This window comes from Pseudomonas sp. PDM20 (assembly GCF_014852575.3).
Classification (GTDB): Bacteria; Pseudomonadota; Gammaproteobacteria; order Pseudomonadales; family Pseudomonadaceae; genus Pseudomonas.
This window is the reverse complement of record NZ_CM181224.1, coordinates 2,052,659-2,070,000: the sequence shown is the minus strand read 5'-3', so window position 1 is coordinate 2,070,000 and position 17,342 is coordinate 2,052,659. Positions and strand designations below refer to the sequence as shown.

At 55.3% G+C, this 17,342-nt stretch carries 9 protein-coding genes and 1 rRNA gene (1 of these 10 cut by a window edge); 5 read left to right on the top strand and 5 right to left on the bottom strand.

Going from position 1 to position 17,342, the window contains the following annotated elements; translation table 11 throughout:
- A 16S ribosomal RNA gene (locus tag IB261_RS09795) occupies positions 1-704 on the bottom strand (it extends 833 nt beyond the left edge of the window).
- A 1,018-nt stretch (positions 705-1,722) separates the two neighbouring features.
- On the opposite strand from IB261_RS09795, the gene IB261_RS09790 reads away from it, so the two are divergent.
- The 5 genes from IB261_RS09790 (at position 1,723) to IB261_RS09770 (ending at position 5,334) form a co-directional block, all read left to right on the top strand.
- Positions 1,723-2,223, top strand: coding sequence for a BRO-N domain-containing protein (locus IB261_RS09790; RefSeq protein WP_427871371.1), 501 nt, complete (start codon positions 1,723-1,725; stop codon positions 2,221-2,223).
- Positions 2,224-2,522: 299 nt separating this feature from the next.
- The gene (locus IB261_RS09785; protein WP_192382195.1) at positions 2,523-3,920 is read left to right on the top strand and encodes a tyrosine-type recombinase/integrase; all 1,398 of its coding nucleotides are present in this window, start codon (positions 2,523-2,525) and stop codon (positions 3,918-3,920) included.
- An 82-nt stretch (positions 3,921-4,002) separates the two neighbouring features.
- Complete coding sequence (locus IB261_RS09780) at positions 4,003-4,149, top strand: hypothetical protein (protein ID WP_192382193.1); 147 nt, start codon at positions 4,003-4,005, stop codon at positions 4,147-4,149.
- The gene (locus IB261_RS09775; RefSeq protein ID WP_192382191.1) at positions 4,146-4,748 is read left to right on the top strand and encodes a restriction endonuclease; all 603 of its coding nucleotides are present in this window, start codon (positions 4,146-4,148) and stop codon (positions 4,746-4,748) included. Before IB261_RS09780 ends, IB261_RS09775 begins: the two co-directional genes overlap by 4 nt.
- Positions 4,749-4,923: 175 nt before the next feature.
- Entirely contained in the window at positions 4,924-5,334 is a 411-nt protein-coding gene (locus IB261_RS09770; protein WP_192382189.1) for a very short patch repair endonuclease, read from the top strand.
- A gap of 250 nt (positions 5,335-5,584) precedes the next feature.
- Here IB261_RS09770 and IB261_RS09765 read toward each other — a convergent pair whose 3' ends face one another.
- The 4 genes from IB261_RS09765 to IB261_RS09750 all read right to left on the bottom strand — a co-directional run bounded on the left by IB261_RS09765 (position 5,585) and on the right by IB261_RS09750 (position 17,226).
- Positions 5,585-11,413, bottom strand: coding sequence for a DEAD/DEAH box helicase (locus IB261_RS09765; protein ID WP_192382187.1), 5,829 nt, complete (start codon positions 11,411-11,413; stop codon positions 5,585-5,587).
- 22 nt (positions 11,414-11,435) lie between these two features.
- On the bottom strand, positions 11,436-13,229 hold the full coding sequence (locus IB261_RS09760) for a hypothetical protein (protein ID WP_225606055.1): 1,794 nt from the start codon (positions 13,227-13,229) through the stop codon (positions 11,436-11,438).
- 335 nt (positions 13,230-13,564) lie between these two features.
- Positions 13,565-16,084: a hypothetical protein gene (locus IB261_RS09755; RefSeq protein ID WP_192382184.1), complete on the bottom strand. Its 2,520-nt coding sequence runs from the start codon at positions 16,082-16,084 to the stop codon at positions 13,565-13,567.
- The gene (locus tag IB261_RS09750; protein ID WP_192382250.1) at positions 16,081-17,226 is read right to left on the bottom strand and encodes a DNA (cytosine-5-)-methyltransferase; all 1,146 of its coding nucleotides are present in this window, start codon (positions 17,224-17,226) and stop codon (positions 16,081-16,083) included. The genes IB261_RS09755 and IB261_RS09750 overlap by 4 nt, the downstream gene beginning before the upstream one ends.
- Between the last annotated feature and the right edge of the window lie 116 nt (positions 17,227-17,342).

Below are 17,342 nucleotides of genomic sequence, written 5' to 3'. Positions count from 1 at the left end.
CCTATATCTACGCATTTCACCGCTACACAGGAAATTCCACCACCCTCTACCGTACTCTAGTCAGGCAGTTATGGATGCAGTTCCCAGGTTGAGCCCGGGGATTTCACATCCATCTTACCAAACCACCTACGCGCGCTTTACGCCCAGTAATTCCGATTAACGCTTGCACCCTTCGTATTACCGCGGCTGCTGGCACGAAGTTAGCCGGTGCTTATTCTGTTGGTAACGTCAAAACAGCAAGGTATTAACTTACTGCCCTTCCTCCCAACTTAAAGTGCTTTACAATCCGAAGACCTTCTTCACACACGCGGCATGGCTGGATCAGGCTTTCGCCCATTGTCCAATATTCCCCACTGCTGCCTCCCGTAGGAGTCTGGACCGTGTCTCAGTTCCAGTGTGACTGATCATCCTCTCAGACCAGTTACGGATCGTCGCCTTGGTAGGCCTTTACCCCACCAACTAGCTAATCCGACCTAGGCTCATCTGATAGCGCAAGGCCCGAAGGTCCCCTGCTTTCTCCCGTAGGACGTATGCGGTATTAGCGTTCCTTTCGAAACGTTGTCCCCCACTACCAGGCAGATTCCTAGGCATTACTCACCCGTCCGCCGCTGAATCCGGGAGCAAGCTCCCATCATCCGCTCGACTTGCATGTGTTAGGCCTGCCGCCAGCGTTCAATCTGAGCCATGATCAAACTCTTCAGTTCAATACTGCTTGGGTTTTGAGAAAACCCTAAACTTGGCTCAGCAATCGCATGCTCTATTTAAAGAGCTAAAACTCTCGAATTCACGAGTGTTACTTGCGTTGCTGATAATCAGTCGATCATCAGTCTTACATCACAAGCACCCACACGAATTGCTTGATTCAACTTGTTAAAGAGCAGTTGGTTAAGGCTTTCGTCTCAACCGAGGCGCGCATTCTACGCTAACCTCATCTTCCGTCAAGCTTTATTTTTCGAAAATTTCTTTTCTACTCAATCGCTTGTGCTTCAGCGAAGGAAACCTTCTCATCAGCGGGAGGCGCATTCTACAGCGATCAAACTCGCTGTCAACCACCTCGGCGATCTTCTTTTCAGCTCGCTGCCGGAGCAGCTAATGAAGAGCGGCAAGTGAATCACCTGCCTGACCACCACTCTCAACTTCAAATCTCTGTAAGTACTTGATTTTCAAGTTCTTTCAGCGCTTCGTCGCTGGGAGTGGTGCGCATTATAGGGAGTTTAAATTGGCCGTCAACGACTTTTTGCAGAAAGATGACAAAGGGGCTTCTCCCCTCCCCCCTTTATATAGAAGCAGCACGTGCCCGCCCCCGCTCCGCACCGGCGCAGCAACGGTTTCCAGCCAGCTACGCTCTGCCACCTATATAAAGAAGGGACCGCTGAACCTCACATCCCAGAGATGCGCTTCCCGGATTCCTACGCGCTTTGCAGGTTGCCGCCTCGGCAAGCCCTCCCCCATCCTCCACCCGTCACGGTCAATCCCGTGACCGGGTTTAGCGACTCGAAAGACACTGGCGCGACTGCGCTGAAAGCGCATGCGGGAAAAAGAGAAGGTTTCCTGTAGGCACTTTCACGCCTGTAGTATTCACTACTGGCTCTATGGCAGATCGCGCGGGGAGACCCTCGGGTCTGCCGGATCAGTGTCTCCGGTTCGCTAACCCCGCGCGGTCTGCCACCCTACGCTTAGCGACGTAGATGGCAGCTCTTATATGGACACTGGAGCATTGTCATGAAAGGACCATTCACCCCGGTCGTTTTCCAACGCCACACCCACCAACTACGCGCCGTCCTGATCGACCGCCAGCCCTGGTTCGTCGCCCACGACTTCGCCCGCCTGATCAACGCCCACCGCCCCTACCGCCCCCCCCCCCCCCGGCGCATGGACCCGGAACAGAAACGCGCCGTCGTCCTGGAATACCTCAGCGGCTTCCGAGAGGAAGTGGAAGTCATCAGCGAGTCCGGCGCCTACAAAGCCCTCTACCGCTTCTGGCACCCCGAACACCGCCACATCGCCAAATGGCTCAGCGACGAAGTCCTCCCCACCCTCCACGACACCCAGCGCACCCCCGACACCCATCCCCACCGCGCCTTCATGACCTGGGCTGACCAACGCATCGGCGTCATCAAGTGGCAAGGTGAAATCTGGATAGCCCGCCGCGACCTGCCGACCTTTCTGGCGGCGCAGGATGATTGGGCGCTGCGGGACACGCCGAGCTGGCGATCGATCTAGGTAATCTTTGCGGAAAGAGAAATGCAAAAAGGCCGGTTCATTACTGAACCGGCCTTTTCAAAATTGGTCGGGACGGAGTGATTCGAACACTCTACCCCTTGCACCCCATGCGCTTATTTCATGGATTTCCATGGACGCTAGTGGACACTGACGGATCGCCTACACCCTAGTAAATACGGGGCATACAGGCTAAATTAGCGTCCATCACGGTCCATGAGCATCCACCGACAGCCAAGCGATTCGGTGGGGCAAAAGTGGGGCAAAATTCCAAGGCGACCGCATCGAGCAAGGGGTAGAAGGTGGCAAAACTGACGGCGAAGCAACTGGAAGCACTCACTTCGGCCGACGACGGCAAGACATTACGTGAAGACGGCGGCCTGGTCGCCAAAGTTCGCGCCGGGGTACGCGGCGTCACTGTCCTGTTTCGCTACGAGTTCAAACTGGATGGAGCGAAACGCGACCATCGCTTGGGCAGTTGGCCTAAGAAGTCGCTGGCGCAGATTCGCGCCGAGCGCGATGAAGTGAAAGCTACAGTCACAAAGGGGATCGATCCCACTGCCGCCCGCAAGGCCGCCAGGATCGAAGCCCAGGCCGCTATCGCGGCCACCATTGCCGAAGCCGAGCGCCAAGCAGCGGAGAATAAGACAGTCGCCGACCTCTTCGAGGAGTGGATGCGCGATGGCGTATCGCGCCAGGACGGCAATGCCGAACTGCGCCGCAGCTTCACCAAAGACGTGCTACCGCTCATAGGCAAGAAGCCGCTGCGCACGCTGACCGAGAAAGACTTGCTCAATGTGCTGCGCTCGGTCAAAGCACGCGGCCTGAACCGCACCGTGGTGATCCGCAGCAAGGACATCGGCCAGATGCTGCGCTGGGCGGAGAAACGCAAGCCCTGGCGCACTCTGATGGCCGACGGCAACCCGGCCGCTTTGGTGGATGTCAATAAGCTGCTCGATCACGACTACGAAGAACAGCGCGACCGACTACTTTCCCCTGACGAAATCCGAGAGCTGCACGACATCTTCGCCCGCCTGGAACGCGACTACGATGCCCTCCCCGCCGGCCAGAAATACTCAGGCATCCGTCCCGTCAATCCACGTGTGCAATGCGCCGTCTGGATTTGCCTGAGCACCCTTTGCCGTATCGGTGAGTTGCTCAAATCAGAATGGCGGCATGTGGATCTGGAGAAAGGCACCTGGTTTATCCCCGCCGAGGCCACCAAAGGGCATAAGGGCAAGCGCCAGGACCATCATGTGTTTCTGTCGTCATTCGCGCTGAAGCAGTTCACGCGCCTGAAAGAAGAAACCGGACACACCCCCTTCTGCTTCCCCAGCAAGGACGAGAAAAGCCATGTCGACACAAAGACGGTCAGCAAACTGATTGGTGATCGACAGTGCCGCTTCAAGAACCGTAGCAAGCCGCTTACTGGTCGCCACCATGACGACTCCCTTGTGCTGAGCAAGGGCTCCAAGGGCGAGTGGACACCGCATGACTTGCGCCGCACTGGCGCTACCATGATGCAGGAGCTCGGCATAACACTGGAGATCATCGACCGCTGTCAGAACCACTTACTGGGCGGCTCAAAGGTTCGTCGGCATTATCTGCATCATGATTACGCCCAAGAGAAGACCCACGCATGGCATCTCACGGGAGAGAAGCTAGAAAAAATTCTGACCGCATCTTCAACGAAGGTGTAGAGCTAATCAGCCAAAAATATAAAATTCTAGAAATCGATTGAAAACAGAAAATTAAAGCTCACTCAAAAAAGCCTAAAATTAAATGAAAAAAGACAAACCGGACTGGGAAAAATATGAGCGCCTGGTGGCAAAGTTGATCTCTGACCAACTCTCCACCGAATACCGTGTAACACCCAACGCCAAAATAACAGGAAAAATTAGCAATAAAAACGGCACATTGATGCTTTGATTGACTCAAGACACAATGCCAACAATGAAAACCGCATAATCATCGACGCCAAGATTCGCACTCGTCGAATCGACATTACGCATGTAGAAGCTTTTCTAGGGTTAATGGCTGATGCAGGCGCAACACATGGCTACTTAGTTTGCCCAAGTGGATACACGAAAGCAGTAGAACTTAGAGCCCAGGACTTTGTATCAATTCGCCTACTACCACTGAATCGCCTAGAGAATTTTGATCCATCAACATGGCCTAACTGCCTTGCTCCAAACTGCCAAAATGGTCGTATATTTTGGGATGGCTACCCCTCTATAAATATCGCCCTAGCACCGCCAAATGGTGGGAAAGCAATATCTATCTCTTACGTTCATTACGTAGGAAAATGCGACAAATGCAGCCGATTTCATGTCAAATGTTTATCCTGTAACGAGATACTGTCCCTCCCTCACGACTCTGATGAAGATTGCGGGGCCCAATGCAGTTGCGGCCTGCCATGGTTTTGGCTCGCATCTATTGAAGAGGATCACACAGGACAGCGCTCTGCAGAGCTGCACTTAGTTCGAGGCCAAAATCAAATACTTACAGCAAGCCGACGATCACTATAAATTTATCGCTATAGCAAAATACCCTCACTGCGGCCAGTCGCACATGTTAGTGCATAATATACACTAGCCATTGTAGTCCAATCGCAGAGCGGGAGCAGAGAACATCAGCCATCCAAGTCGACGAAACTGGAGCTCACCCAACGAAACAACAAGGCAAATAAATGCGGAGACCTCTATGATAGATACCATCAGTGCCGGTGAGCGTAGCCGAATCATGTCCCTAGTAAAAGGTAAGAATACCCGGCCCGAGATGCTTGTTCGGCAGTTGGTGCACAGCGCCGGGTTCCGCTATCGACTGCATGATGCCAAGCTCCCCGGAAAACCAGACCTAGTATTCTCGCGCAAACGCAAGGTAATCTTTGTGCATGGTTGCTTTTGGCACCTCCATGAGGGCTGTCCATTTTCTCGAATGCCTAAATCAAATCAGGGGTATTGGGTTGCAAAACTCGAAGGCAATAAAGTTCGCGACGAGATAAACCTGAAAAAGCTTCATGATACCGGCTGGCAGACATTGGTGGTATGGGAATGCGAGCTGCGGGATCTGATTTCATTGGCGTCACGGCTTCACTCATTCCTTTTAGATTAGCCACCCTGTTCCGGAGCCTTTCGTAAAATACTGATAAAACTCTACTCAGAGCTTTACCACAACATCAATGGGTCAAAACCGGATGACTGTTTGGAGTCCCTCACGAGCTCTGGAGCCTAATCGCGCAGCTGAATTAATCCGTCAACTACGGGACGTCAACAAGCTGGAAAGGCATGTCATACAACGGCAATGCCGACAATATTAACTACCATGCTTATCTTCACAACTGACGTCCTAATATTTTCTTTCCCTAGCCCAGTACCTGGCCGATCTTCGCCAGCTCTATAGCCCGTAATGGTCGCCGTTCGAGGTTAAAGGTATCGAGAAACTTCACCTCAGCCCCCCCACTCAACCTTTTGCCGAAATCACCATCGACGCGCCAGAGCGGGTGGACGATCAGGAAAGTGTCGCCTCCTTCATGCATTTCACGAAGCACTGGCAGATTCGAAGGGCCATGGACTTCGACCGAAAGCGAGCCTGGCCGCATCCCCGCAACGGTTTCCGCAAGCGCAAGGGCGCGCTGACTCCAGCCAATTGTCTCAGGGAACATCTGGTCCTTCGCATCCAGCCCCGCAGTGTAGCCCGGTGTCACCAATGCTCGCAGGTAGGTGAGCCCGAGCCTCCAATCAAGAAGTCCGTGATAGGAGCGGTTTCCGTATCGCTGGATACATCGATAGCACGACGTCTGGCATCGTGCGGCGTGATTACCATCCTCATCAACACTTAGGAATTCAATCAGTGGCCAGACCGCCCGGTCCGTAAGCGTCTCCTGGATGAGATGCACGATGTGTGGAGTGCCATCGCTACGATCGTCGCCGAGACGACGACAAAGACCTGAACCGTTGATTAGAGCATCGGCGATTTGCAGCATCGGATTGCCTTCGCGCAATCGAGGCTCGAGCGCTTCGAATTCATCTGGGGAAACGTCAAGATCCAACGCTGCCTTCTGCACGAGAATCTGCGTCGCGCTGATCGCGGCAGAACGCGTGGGTAGATGGTTGAAGTTACCTTTCCTAGCAACGTGATCGAGAGTCAGCCTAGGATCGAAATCGAGGAGTTCGAGATAAAGGGCGTCAGTCTCTTTCTTGGCGATGAGGCCGAAAGTACGCTGCGTGTTGGGCTTCACCACCCATCGGCTGCTCGAGCCAGAGATCTCGTCAAGTGCGATCGCCTGATCGTCCGCAAGAGTCGTTGATGCAGCTCCTGGGATACGGACACGGCTATCTTCAGCCTCGCAGACGGAGAATCTACTTGGCTGCCCAGTATCGTCATCAACCCCGTCGTTGAGCTGCATAATCGTCACGCCAGCACCACGACGCACCCGAAGTGATCCAGCGTCCGTCCATCCCCCCAAATGGAGTACCGTGGCAACCGTGCGCACCGCCATACGCCCCACAGTGTCAAGGTCGGTTTCAGCCGCTTTGAAATCGGTTCGGAATGCAGCCGGGCTAATGTAATCTTTGAACTCGTTAGGCTCTATGTCACCACTGCAGTCTTCGCATTGTTGAGTGCTTTGCGGCCGACGAAGGCTATATCGGGCGGATCCACAGGCAGGGCAGAGGGCCACCTGGTGTTCAGATTCGGCCCAACGCGATAGGCTTTCAATCACCACATCCTTCCCGCGTCTTTCCGGAGCTGAAAGCGTGCCACTGAAGCCGATCACACGATGGCGCTGCTTATCCTTCGTCAGTACCGCACCAGGCGCAAACTCGAAAACGGCAGTGTCAATATCCCGATCCATGGTCGACCATGAATAATCAGAATTAGTGTCGTCAGTTTCCGCACGTACTCCGAGATAGAGCTGGCGCACCCGGGTAGGCATGCCATACATCGGCAGCAACCCCCGTTCGGCCAAGAACTGAGCAAGCCCCTGTCGATTGACCGGCTTGTACTCCCTCTGACTATTGATTTCCTCTATCAGCCTCTCGACAGTGGACTCCATGCGGAGGCGCTCTCGCTGAACTGAATCAATGCAGGCTGCGTCGATATATGCATCACGTTGTGCAACAGTCGCCTGAAGAGCATCCTTCAACCGCTTCTGCCAGTTATAACCTTCACAATCATCGTAATAGTCATCCGTTGGCACATATTCGCCATGGACGTCCGGTGGGACGAGCAGATCGCCGGGATATACGCCCCCTTCATTGACGAAGTCATCGCGCACCTTCTGAAACGCGGCGCGAAGCCAAACCTTCGTTAGAAGACGGCGAGGAATCGGGTCGTGCCCCGTTGCCAGGAACGGCGGTGGCGGCGGGTCCCCAGTGATAGCGGCGGGATGGGCAAAATAATATGCGTCGTGACTTCGCCCGCGACAGAAGGTGATGACGAAGGAAAAGGCCTGACCGCGGCGACCAGCCCGACCAACACGCTGCTGATAGTTGAAACGTTGCGGAGGCATGTTCGCCTGATAGACAGTCTGGAGTGATCCAATGTCGATCCCAACCTCCATCGTTGTCGTGACTGATAGCATGTCAATTTCGCGCGCTAGCCTCGCCACTTCACCGAAATCGTCAACGAAAATGTTCTTGAACTTACGCAAACGCTCTGAGAAATCATCGGTCTGCCCAGTCAACTCCTCGCACCTAAGACGGAAACGGGCAACACCGTCCTTCTGACCTCGGACGATGCGCCGCCCGAGGAAATTGGTCTCCCAGAGCTCCTCTACCTTGCCACTCCTCTCAGACGGCAGCGGCTTGTAACAACGAGTACAGTTGCCTACTCCCCGATGGAGGTGGATGCGCTCGCAATAACCGCACCGCCAAAATGGATCACCTGGCTCGGAAACCCGAAGAAACACACGCCCCACACGGATGATGCCGTTCACATGGCCATGCTTGCCAAATGCATCGAGAACGCTCTGAAGCTGGTCATTTGTATCTCCATTCAGAGCATCAGCAAACTTCCAAACACGGCTTGAAGGCCTAATCTTGCTTGCCTGATCCCACTCGGTGGTTCGGCTGCGATCATAGAACTTGTTCTCCTGGACACGAGTAGCGCTCGCGAAGACACGGAGCCAAGCGTCTAGTCGATCGATGTCAGGGTCAGATTCGCGACTGATCGATGGATAGGCGAGTCCGGTTTCTTCTAGCGCAAAGAAGGTGTTGGCGAAAATAACGTCGTCGACGAGTTCCATCAGCTCCTGCTCAATGAACACGCCCAGCTCTTTTTGCTGAGTATCGTCAAGCCAAGATGCATAGCTGATTAGTTCACCTGACTTCTGGAAAGCCTGGAACCAAGGGCGCTTATCGTAGGGCTTGCGACCAACCTCATCGAACGGATGGATGCCGAGACTCACGTATTCGGAGATCAACGCACCGACACCGCCGGTAGTGTCCTTGTAGTCGAATAGTCTGCTGATTTGTACTTTTCGGGACTCTACAGAGACCTGAGTGTCTTGCGCCTGTGCGCTGATCGCAGCAATAGCCTTTTGGAAGCCCTCCATGTCACCCGCGTCCAGCAGCTTCTGCGCTGCAGCCATAGCCGACTTCGGATCAACTTTTGCTACCGCTGCACATTGAAGGTAATCCCGAGCAACGGTCACTAAAATCTCACGGCGCAAATCTCGAAGATGGAGGCGCTCGATCTCAAGTGATTGATTAGCTGCGTCCTGCCGACTATCCGAGAAGACTATGCTCTTAGCCTCTGCCCCCACCGCATGAAGCAGCTCGAATAGCTCTGTCGCCACCAGCTGCGATGCCTTGCTGACACCGGTCCGGAATGCACGGATTGGTGACCGCGAACGCGAGCTGGGCGGTCTATTCGAGTAATCGGTGCCGCAGTTCGGGCAACAGAACGGCTGAGCGGTGCGATGCCCGTTTTGCGACGCAGTCGTAGACTGATGATAGAGCCTTCCGCCGATTCGCCCGCCGGGCACCTCTTCCCCCAGAGTCACGACGCCAGATTCTGGATCGAGATGAGCTGGCTCCCATTCATCCCAGCCACGGGCATCCTGCTGTGGGGTAAGCTGGCTCGGCCAAAACACGGCGAACTGCTCAAACGACATACGATCGTAGTATTCCGAAGCGGCGCGCTCCGGTAGATTTTCGAGCTCAGCAGTTGAGGGCAGCAACTCGGTCAATGAGCTGGTTCCGACGCGCTTACCACGTTGACCGCCGAGCAGTAGGTCACCACACGCCTCGCAATAAAGCATCTCAAATAGCCTTCGGCCACGAGCTTCGCCCGGGGCGGGCTGGCCATGGGACAGACCACGCTCAACACTTAGACCTGTAAATGTGACTTTGCCAGCCACATTGGAGGGCGCACCAAACAGCCCTTCCACGTTGCGCACGAACGCGTGAACCCTAAAGGACGGCGTCCCCTGAGAAACACGTCCACTCCACTGCCCACTTTCTGGCAAAGCACGTGCGAGCATTAATCCTTGAACGGCGACATCAGCATTCGCTATACCACCAAACAGCCGCTTGCCGAGATCTGCAATGCTGGCGGCCCGAACCCCCTCACCTACCCTACATGCGCTAGTGAGAACTGCCGCTGCGACTTCCGCGATCTCAACGATACGGGCATCACCGGATGCGGTGACGTTGAGCGCGTTGGCAACAGCATCGATCGCTTTCTCTAAGGCATCGCTCCTCACAATCTTCGCGATGAAGTCCTTATCGTTAGTGCGTGCAGCTTCCATCAACTTGAGGAACGGTCCAGACGCAATAAACCCGCCCTCCCAAGATGGAATCTCGGCCTCGCCTTTGATAACGCAGTCGGTCCAAAACTCCTCGTTTTCTGAGCCGGTCTCTCCGGCCTTAGTGCTTGTGCCGAATGGTGCGAAAAGATCACGCAGATATCGCCGAGATTGAATGCCGGGTTCGCCATCCATCGGCAACGATGCCGACGAGGCGAGGACACGCAGCTTATGCCGATGGACTGGATCATCCAGCCCCAATCGTTGAATGAGGGACTTGATTAGGAAGGCCACCTCCGTGCCGGCAGAGCCACGAATGAGGTGGAGCTCGTCAAAGACGAGATAGAAGTAAGCATCATCATTGTCGCGGAGCCATGTCCGAGTCTTCTCGAAGATTGGCCCCTCAACCTCGCGCGACAACATAGCGCCAAGCATCGATGCGTTAGTAACGAGAACATCTGGTGGCGTTTCCTGCATATCCCAGCGCGAAAGCATTTCACCGCCATCTAACGACGGGAAAATAAAGCGGGTCATCTCAGGAGGGGACGCTCCCCGTTCCTCTGCGCTCTTCCGCGCTTCGGCATCATGAATGCGCGCGTCGTTCTGATCCTGGTTGACCTTCCTCATTGCCGAACGAAGCTCTCGCTGCCGGCGCTGCCTCCGCTTCTTCTCCACCTCGCTATCCGCGATACGAGGGTGATCTTCGTATCCAGTCACCGGCGTCGATGACGTGTACTGTCCAAAGAACACTCGATTCCCTTCGAACCGGCGATCCATTACCGCTCTTGCCTCGTCCGAATCGAGCGTACGCCGGAGACGAACCATTTGATCCTCGACGAGGGCGTTCATGGGATACAACACAAGAGCACGCACTGCGGCCGGACGGTTCTCTCCGTCACGCTGCGGGCTCCACTTCCCCCTCGGTGACGCCCACCAGGGCGTTTCGAGATATCCGGCATCCGGCTTCGACCAACTGACAGCCTCACGCGACAATGCAGCCATGATTGGCAACATGAAGCTTTCGGTTTTACCTGAGCCGGTTCCCGATGTGACGATGCCAGGATGCCCCGGCTGAATACCCCGTTGAAGCATCTCAACCTGATGCTTATAGGGTGCATAGCGGCCGATGCGCGTCAGCTCACCAGAAGCAGCATCGCCTTCGAATAGACCGGAAAGCACCAGTTCAGCGAATGCCACCTGCACATCATACGGCAGGTTCGCGAGTGGGCCATCCGCAACCCCGACCATCTGATCGATACGCAGTTCATGCGTCCGATAACGCAGTACCGGCTCCACGAATGACGCTGTAGCGAAAACGTTAGTTGTCTCTAGGAGACGACGGCGCTCTGCCGCAATATTCCTATCCGCAATGCGAAAGTTTGTCTCCACATACGAGATGAAGAAGTCCCTGATGCGGTTAAAACCACCAATTGGATCAAGCATCGATTCCCTCCGAATTTCCTTATTAGTTGGACTTTATGGCCAGCTGCTTCGCAACTTTGAGGACGAGACGCTGCGCCAACTCCATGTCACCGAGTAATATGATTGCTTCTGCGAACATGCGCGCGCTGCGCATAGCAATATCCAGGCTCAAGTTTTCACCGAGCTCCAGCGCGAGCGAACTGGCCCCAGATATATCCATGGGCATGCCCCCTGGATCCAGCATCTCCAGCTCAATCCGGGGAGGCGTTAGGAGAGATAGTCCAGCCAACGCCGCTCCAGGCGAGAAGACGTTCGTTATCTCGAGCCATGGGACGCTTCCCCGGAGAACGCGAACCTCATCGTGCTCGGGCTCATGGGCCGTACAACAGACAAATAGTCCACGTGGCAACCCTCCACTCCGCAGCACTTCCGACAAGGCCGGCATCCAAAAACGCGCGCCCGACCGCTCAACACCCCTAATAACAACCAGGATTGCCCCACCATCCTTAGCGGCCTCAGCGGCTGCCGCCAGTAGAGTAGGCGCGCCCGAACCCGGTCTGGCCCAGAGGTCGTCGAGAGAGATAAGCGTCGGATCTGCTTCGATGGAAACAAACCGTCCGGGACAGATGACCGACTCAGCAACACGCAATAGATCTGTCGTGTCGCTGCCGACAAGGATAGGCAGCTCTCCCGAGAGCAGCATAACAATCAGGCTCCGCAGAACATCCTTACCCTTATCCGAGAGCATCACTTGGCGCGCGATTAGCTGCCCCTTAGTGGCTACGTCAACCTTCGGATAGTTCGGAAAGACTCTCCCGATGCCGATACTACTTGCTGCATGCTGCGGGGCATTGATCATCATAGGGCCAAGCTGCGCTGCGATGGCGAGTAAGCGGTCGATCTCCTCCTTCGCATCGGTAAGCTGTGTTCGAGCATATTCTGCTTCGGCCCAAAGCTCTCCCCGCTCAGCTTCTACACCTGCGATCTCTGCCTTGATATCCGTCAGCCTCTGCGTCTGCTCGGCAATTTGGCGCTCTATCTGGTCGCTACGTTCACTGGCACTGGCTTCTAGCGCCTGGATTCGGACGGAAACTGCGTGCTCAGTATCCTGTAGCCTTACGTCACATTCCGAACGACCGTCTGCCTCGTACTTTTCAAGCTCCTGTTCGATGCGAGCCATACTCTCCGCACGCTCCGCATCAATTTCAGCTGATAGCTGGGCGAGGCACTGCGTCTTCTGTGCACTGATTTCCTCATGAAGTTCGGCACGCAGCTTGTCCCGCTCGGCTCCGTGCCCCTCCTTCACATAATCAGCTACGACATTGCGCACGGCTTCGTCGCGGAGCACCGCTGCAAGATAAACCTCCATCAGCTTACGATCGGCTCGAAGGCGGTTTGCCAAAGCTGCCGAACGTAGCACGTCAAGCGCAGGCTCTCTGTCGTCCGATGTGGATACCCGATTCGCTATGACTTCCTGATGGCGCTCTAGCCAGCTGATGATCTCTAAGACACGAGGGTCACTAATGCCCGCAAGAGAACTGACAACGCGAAATACGTAGTCCACATCATCCGACCAATCTAATGAGGTCATCTCGCCAGATATCGAAGTGATGAAGACGTCGTCAGACTTCACGCCATTGTTAGCGTGTACCACGCTTTCGTGAGCGTAGTGATAACGCTTCACCTCTCGCGCGGAAGTTCGCGTAATCCGAAGCCTACCGTCCTTACCGGTCTCCAACTCGGCGACAATCACCGTGTCGTCGGCTAGGCGGAATGCCCAGAGCCCCGGCCTCGTATCTCCCGACCAGCCGTCTCGGGTGAGGAAATCACGGTACATCGACAAGGTCGACTCCGGTAAAACCGCGAGTCGCGGTAGTCGCTTCAAGTGAAGCGCCTTATATGCGGGGGCCCTGAATCGCGTGTTCTTGATTACGTCAAACTCGACCCACTCGCCCTGGTGTAAGTCACCATGCTGCCCCCCCCTTTGTATCTCAACTAGACCATCACGTGGGAATAGTCGTTTCGGGTTCGCAATTAGGTCCAAACCATCCTGGTTCAATTGGCCAACAACGGCGATAGAACCATACTGTCCCTGCCAACGGACAAAGTGACCCACAAATCGCTTTAAGTCGGAAGCTGCAAATACGCTGCGTTCCATTTTAACATCCACTGTCACTCCACAAGTCCTCCATCAGTCCAAATAGGACGCCGGTAGCCCCGCCCGCGACGATACGATGTAGCAGCATCCGCCACTGACTCATCTCGCACGCCATCAATGAGGCCTGGCAAAAGTCCAGCCAACCACACAGCGTCTTGCTTGGTCACCTCATATCGCCAGCTGCTGCCTGTACAAACTGCGTTGAAGAGCGTCCGTACGCGGAGTGCAGCTGATACTTCCAAGGGCAGCGCCCCCTCAGATGTGAGCCGAGATAAATGATCTTCGTCAAATCTAAATAATGGCCTTCCGGCCTGCAGGTATGCATCGATGATGGCGGCATGCCGCGAGTGGAATGACCTAATGCATTTGCGCCCCTGAACCCGATAGATATCGTGGTCCCGCAACCCTGGATGGACGAGTCTGACAAGAGTTACCGACTCATCAGTCCCTACTCCACTACAAAAACGGCCAGCAGCCCAATCCCAATGAGACGATACCTGGTAGCCTTCTCCACTCACCTTGGTTTCAATCAGTCGACTGACGCCAGTGCCATCCGGCTGAAAAGGGGCGTCAACCACTGGCCACCCAAGGGCTCTCGACAATATCTCGGGCGCCACTCCAAACGCCCCGAACAGCGGAAGAGCGAAATTCTCTTTTGAAAGCCTGCGAAAGGCGGTCCCGCCCTGCGATACCACCGTCGAGCGGAAGTCGGCTTCAAGCCGTGCGGGGACTGCGCCAGAAACCAACAACGCCGTGCCGCTACCCATTTGAATCTGCACGAGCCTCGGCTGTCCTAGCGTGAAAACCCGCCCTCTCCAACGGGCGAGTGGGCGAGCATCGAAAAATGAGGCCTCTTGGAGCAGCCGGAGAGTCTGCCACCTAAAGGGCCCTACAGCTCGGTCGATAATCGAAATCGCGTCGCCCTCAGATATGCCTGACCGCGACGAGGCGTAGAGGGCTTCGATCATGTCCTGGTTTGTGCAGGGAGTATCGTCCCACTTCTCCACCACAGTATGGGAGCGGTCGCACCTTCGGTTCGCTGCCCCCATCCACTCTGCCTGTTCCGGCAGAGAGTAGGCCGAAGCTCTGAAGCTGGTATGGACTTCGGCCAGTGCCACGAACGATGCGCGCCTGGTCCAATGCGCACCAGCATCAGAAATCGAGAATTGCCCATCCACGGGATCATCGGCTCGAAGTTCGCCGTCTATCCAAGACAATCTCTCAGGTGAACCACCGTCCACTGATTCGATCACGACATCACCAGACGCTCCTCCGAGATGTGGAAGGTATCGAGGCTGACCGAGCCAGGAATTACCAACGCGCACGCCATCCACAAGACCGATCATTCGCACGGCCTGTTTGGCATTCGTGATGCCGATTTGGGTTAGGACGTCATCAACAATTCGCCCGGTAATTGGGTGCGCAGTAATGAACCAATTACCGGAGGATATGAACTCGGTACACACTCCCCTAACAGAGCCAATGTGTTGACTGGAGATCCCTACGTGAAAGGGACCACTCCCAGGATGGGGTTCGCCAGCGGCGCTCCAACTCGCGATCCCGCTAGAGCGGAAAAACAGGATGCCACGCCTGATGGACGGTCCTAGATTCGAACTATCAGCGACCCCAAGCGAAGCGACTGCGCTGCCTAGCAAGTTGAACGCAGCACTTTCATCCAGCACCTGCCCAGCCCTATAGCGACGGACACCATCCTCATCGAAATCCATCACGAGGCTTCCAACCTTTGGTGCCGCATGCCCCGACTGCGTGCCCGCTCGAAGCACCAAGCGCCAGAACCGGTGATCAACGGATGCCGCACCCGACCTGAGAGCCATCTTGAAATCTTCGAAGGCAACCTTCAGTCCGTGCGAGGTGCTCGAAGCTCGCATTATCGGGTCAAGCTGCCAAACTAACGACGCAGGATCGATACTAGTATTGACACTGCGATCGATATGCTTGGACAGCAAGCGAATATCACGTTTGGTAGGAAAAGACAGGTGCCTGGTATAACCGATATGAGTCCAGCTTGCCGGTATTGCTGGCAGGATAAGGCGTCGGAACGGCGCGCCGGCAGCGATTCGGCTGTCCAGCCAGGCGACAAGCTGCTTCCACATCATCGCTATACCGTGCAGGTCCGTGAAGGACCGATCGATGCTCAACCATTCGGCAAGCTTGGCACGATATTGCCCTTTCTCTTCGTAAACGCCATCGAGCAGGCTATCGACCAACAGACTGAGTGCAAGCATCGCTAAGCAGTTCGGCTGCTCATTATCTGGCTTTTTGAGCCGACCGTGCTGAAGGCACCAAATCAGATGCGGGTCGGCTCGGAGCGCATTCCTGAATGCTGCCTCCGCAGCCTCGGAATACCCCATATCAAGCCCACAGTACATCGCAAGCGTCTCAGGAGTAATTTCAAACGAGCGGATGGCATCGCTATCTCCGCCCTCAGCGTGCAATAGTGCCCGAGTGAGCGTCAGCTCCCAATCGTGCAACGTAATCGGAAGCCCCGATGACGCTTGCACATATTGGGTCACGCCAATTTTCTCCCATTAATTGTGGTGAAAACGCCCTCCTTCGCGTGCTTCGCCAATGGCTCCAACAGTCTATCAGCCAGAAAACGCACGACTGCCGGCACGACACCATCACCGATCAAGCGGAAGCATTCGTGATAGGTTTCCGGGAGAACGAAATCCTCCTCGAGCCCCATTAAACGCGCTGCCTCCGCCACGGTAAGCAGACGTGTACGGACTCGTTCACCCTCAACGACGATGATGCGCGGCCGAGAGGCTCCTCCCTTCGGCGTGCGCAGACAGCCAAGCGTGGCCCCAAAAGCGATCTCAGCCCGCTGAACATTACGGTCATCCCCATTGGGGCGCATTCGCAAATAGAGACTTCCAATCATCAGCCTAGCCTCTGCCTTGGCCGCTGCCAACCGATTGAGTTGCAACTCACTCATCATGCCAATGAGGCGCTGGGTTGCCTCTTCGGAGTTCCAGTCGGCATCATCACTCAGATCAACTATATCCTCGAGCTCGAAGTCCTTTTGGGGAGGTGGAGCACCTGGCGACCACCAAACCCAAGCAGCCATATCCTCAACAGAAAGGCCAGCATGGGCACGAAGTAAAGTTTGGGGATGCCATGGAGATTGTGGAAGCTCAGTCCGCAGCGCTGCCGGTATAGACACCTCGCGGCGAATCGCCACTATGAACACCCGCGGGCGAGATTGGGGGACGAAATGTGATGCATCCGCTACGATCGCGCCAAATCGGTAGCCAATCTCGTTCAATGCGCCACAGAGTGAACGGAAGTCATTACCACTATTCGCACTAAGGAGACCGACTACATTCTCTAGTGCTAGCAGGGCCGGGTGCCTCCCCTCTTCCGCCAGGCCACGAATGATCCTCAGGAACGGCCACACAGCCCCAGAGCGCGTCACCGAGGTGCCATCGGCCTCCCCGATACCTGCCTTCGAGCCAGCTTGAGATAGATCTTGGCATGGAAAGGAGGCCCAGGCGAGATCGGCCACTCCATCGAGGTCAGTTGTTTCAACTTCCGCAACATCGCGAGAATCAAAAGCTTCTCCTGCCCAATTGTCAGAATACGACTGCCTCTTAAGCTGATCGCTGTCGTTAGCGAACAAGCATTGCCAATCCCCACCAAGCCCTGCCCTCGCCATACCGACACCCGCGAAGAACTCGTAATACTTTAGCTTTTCAGAATACAAAATCGCCTCCCCCTTCCCTGCGGGATCGTAACATCAAAACAGACGGCCCCATATTGCTCACAAACCGT

Bases quoted from the DNA above. Each gene is read 5' to 3' on its own strand.
- IB261_RS09790 (WP_427871371.1), top strand. From the start codon at position 1,723: ATGAAAGGACCATTCACCCCGGTCGTTTTCCAACGCCACACCCACCAA.
- IB261_RS09780 (WP_192382193.1), top strand. From the start codon at position 4,003: ATGAAAAAAGACAAACCGGACTGGGAAAAATATGAGCGCCTGGTGGCA.
- IB261_RS09770 (WP_192382189.1), top strand. From the start codon at position 4,924: ATGATAGATACCATCAGTGCCGGTGAGCGTAGCCGAATCATGTCCCTA.
- IB261_RS09765 (WP_192382187.1), bottom strand. From the start codon at position 11,413: ATGCTTGATCCAATTGGTGGTTTTAACCGCATCAGGGACTTCTTCATC.
- IB261_RS09760 (WP_225606055.1), bottom strand. From the start codon at position 13,229: ATGTACCGTGATTTCCTCACCCGAGACGGCTGGTCGGGAGATACGAGG.
- IB261_RS09750 (WP_192382250.1), bottom strand. From the start codon at position 17,226: ATGGCGAGGGCAGGGCTTGGTGGGGATTGGCAATGCTTGTTCGCTAAC.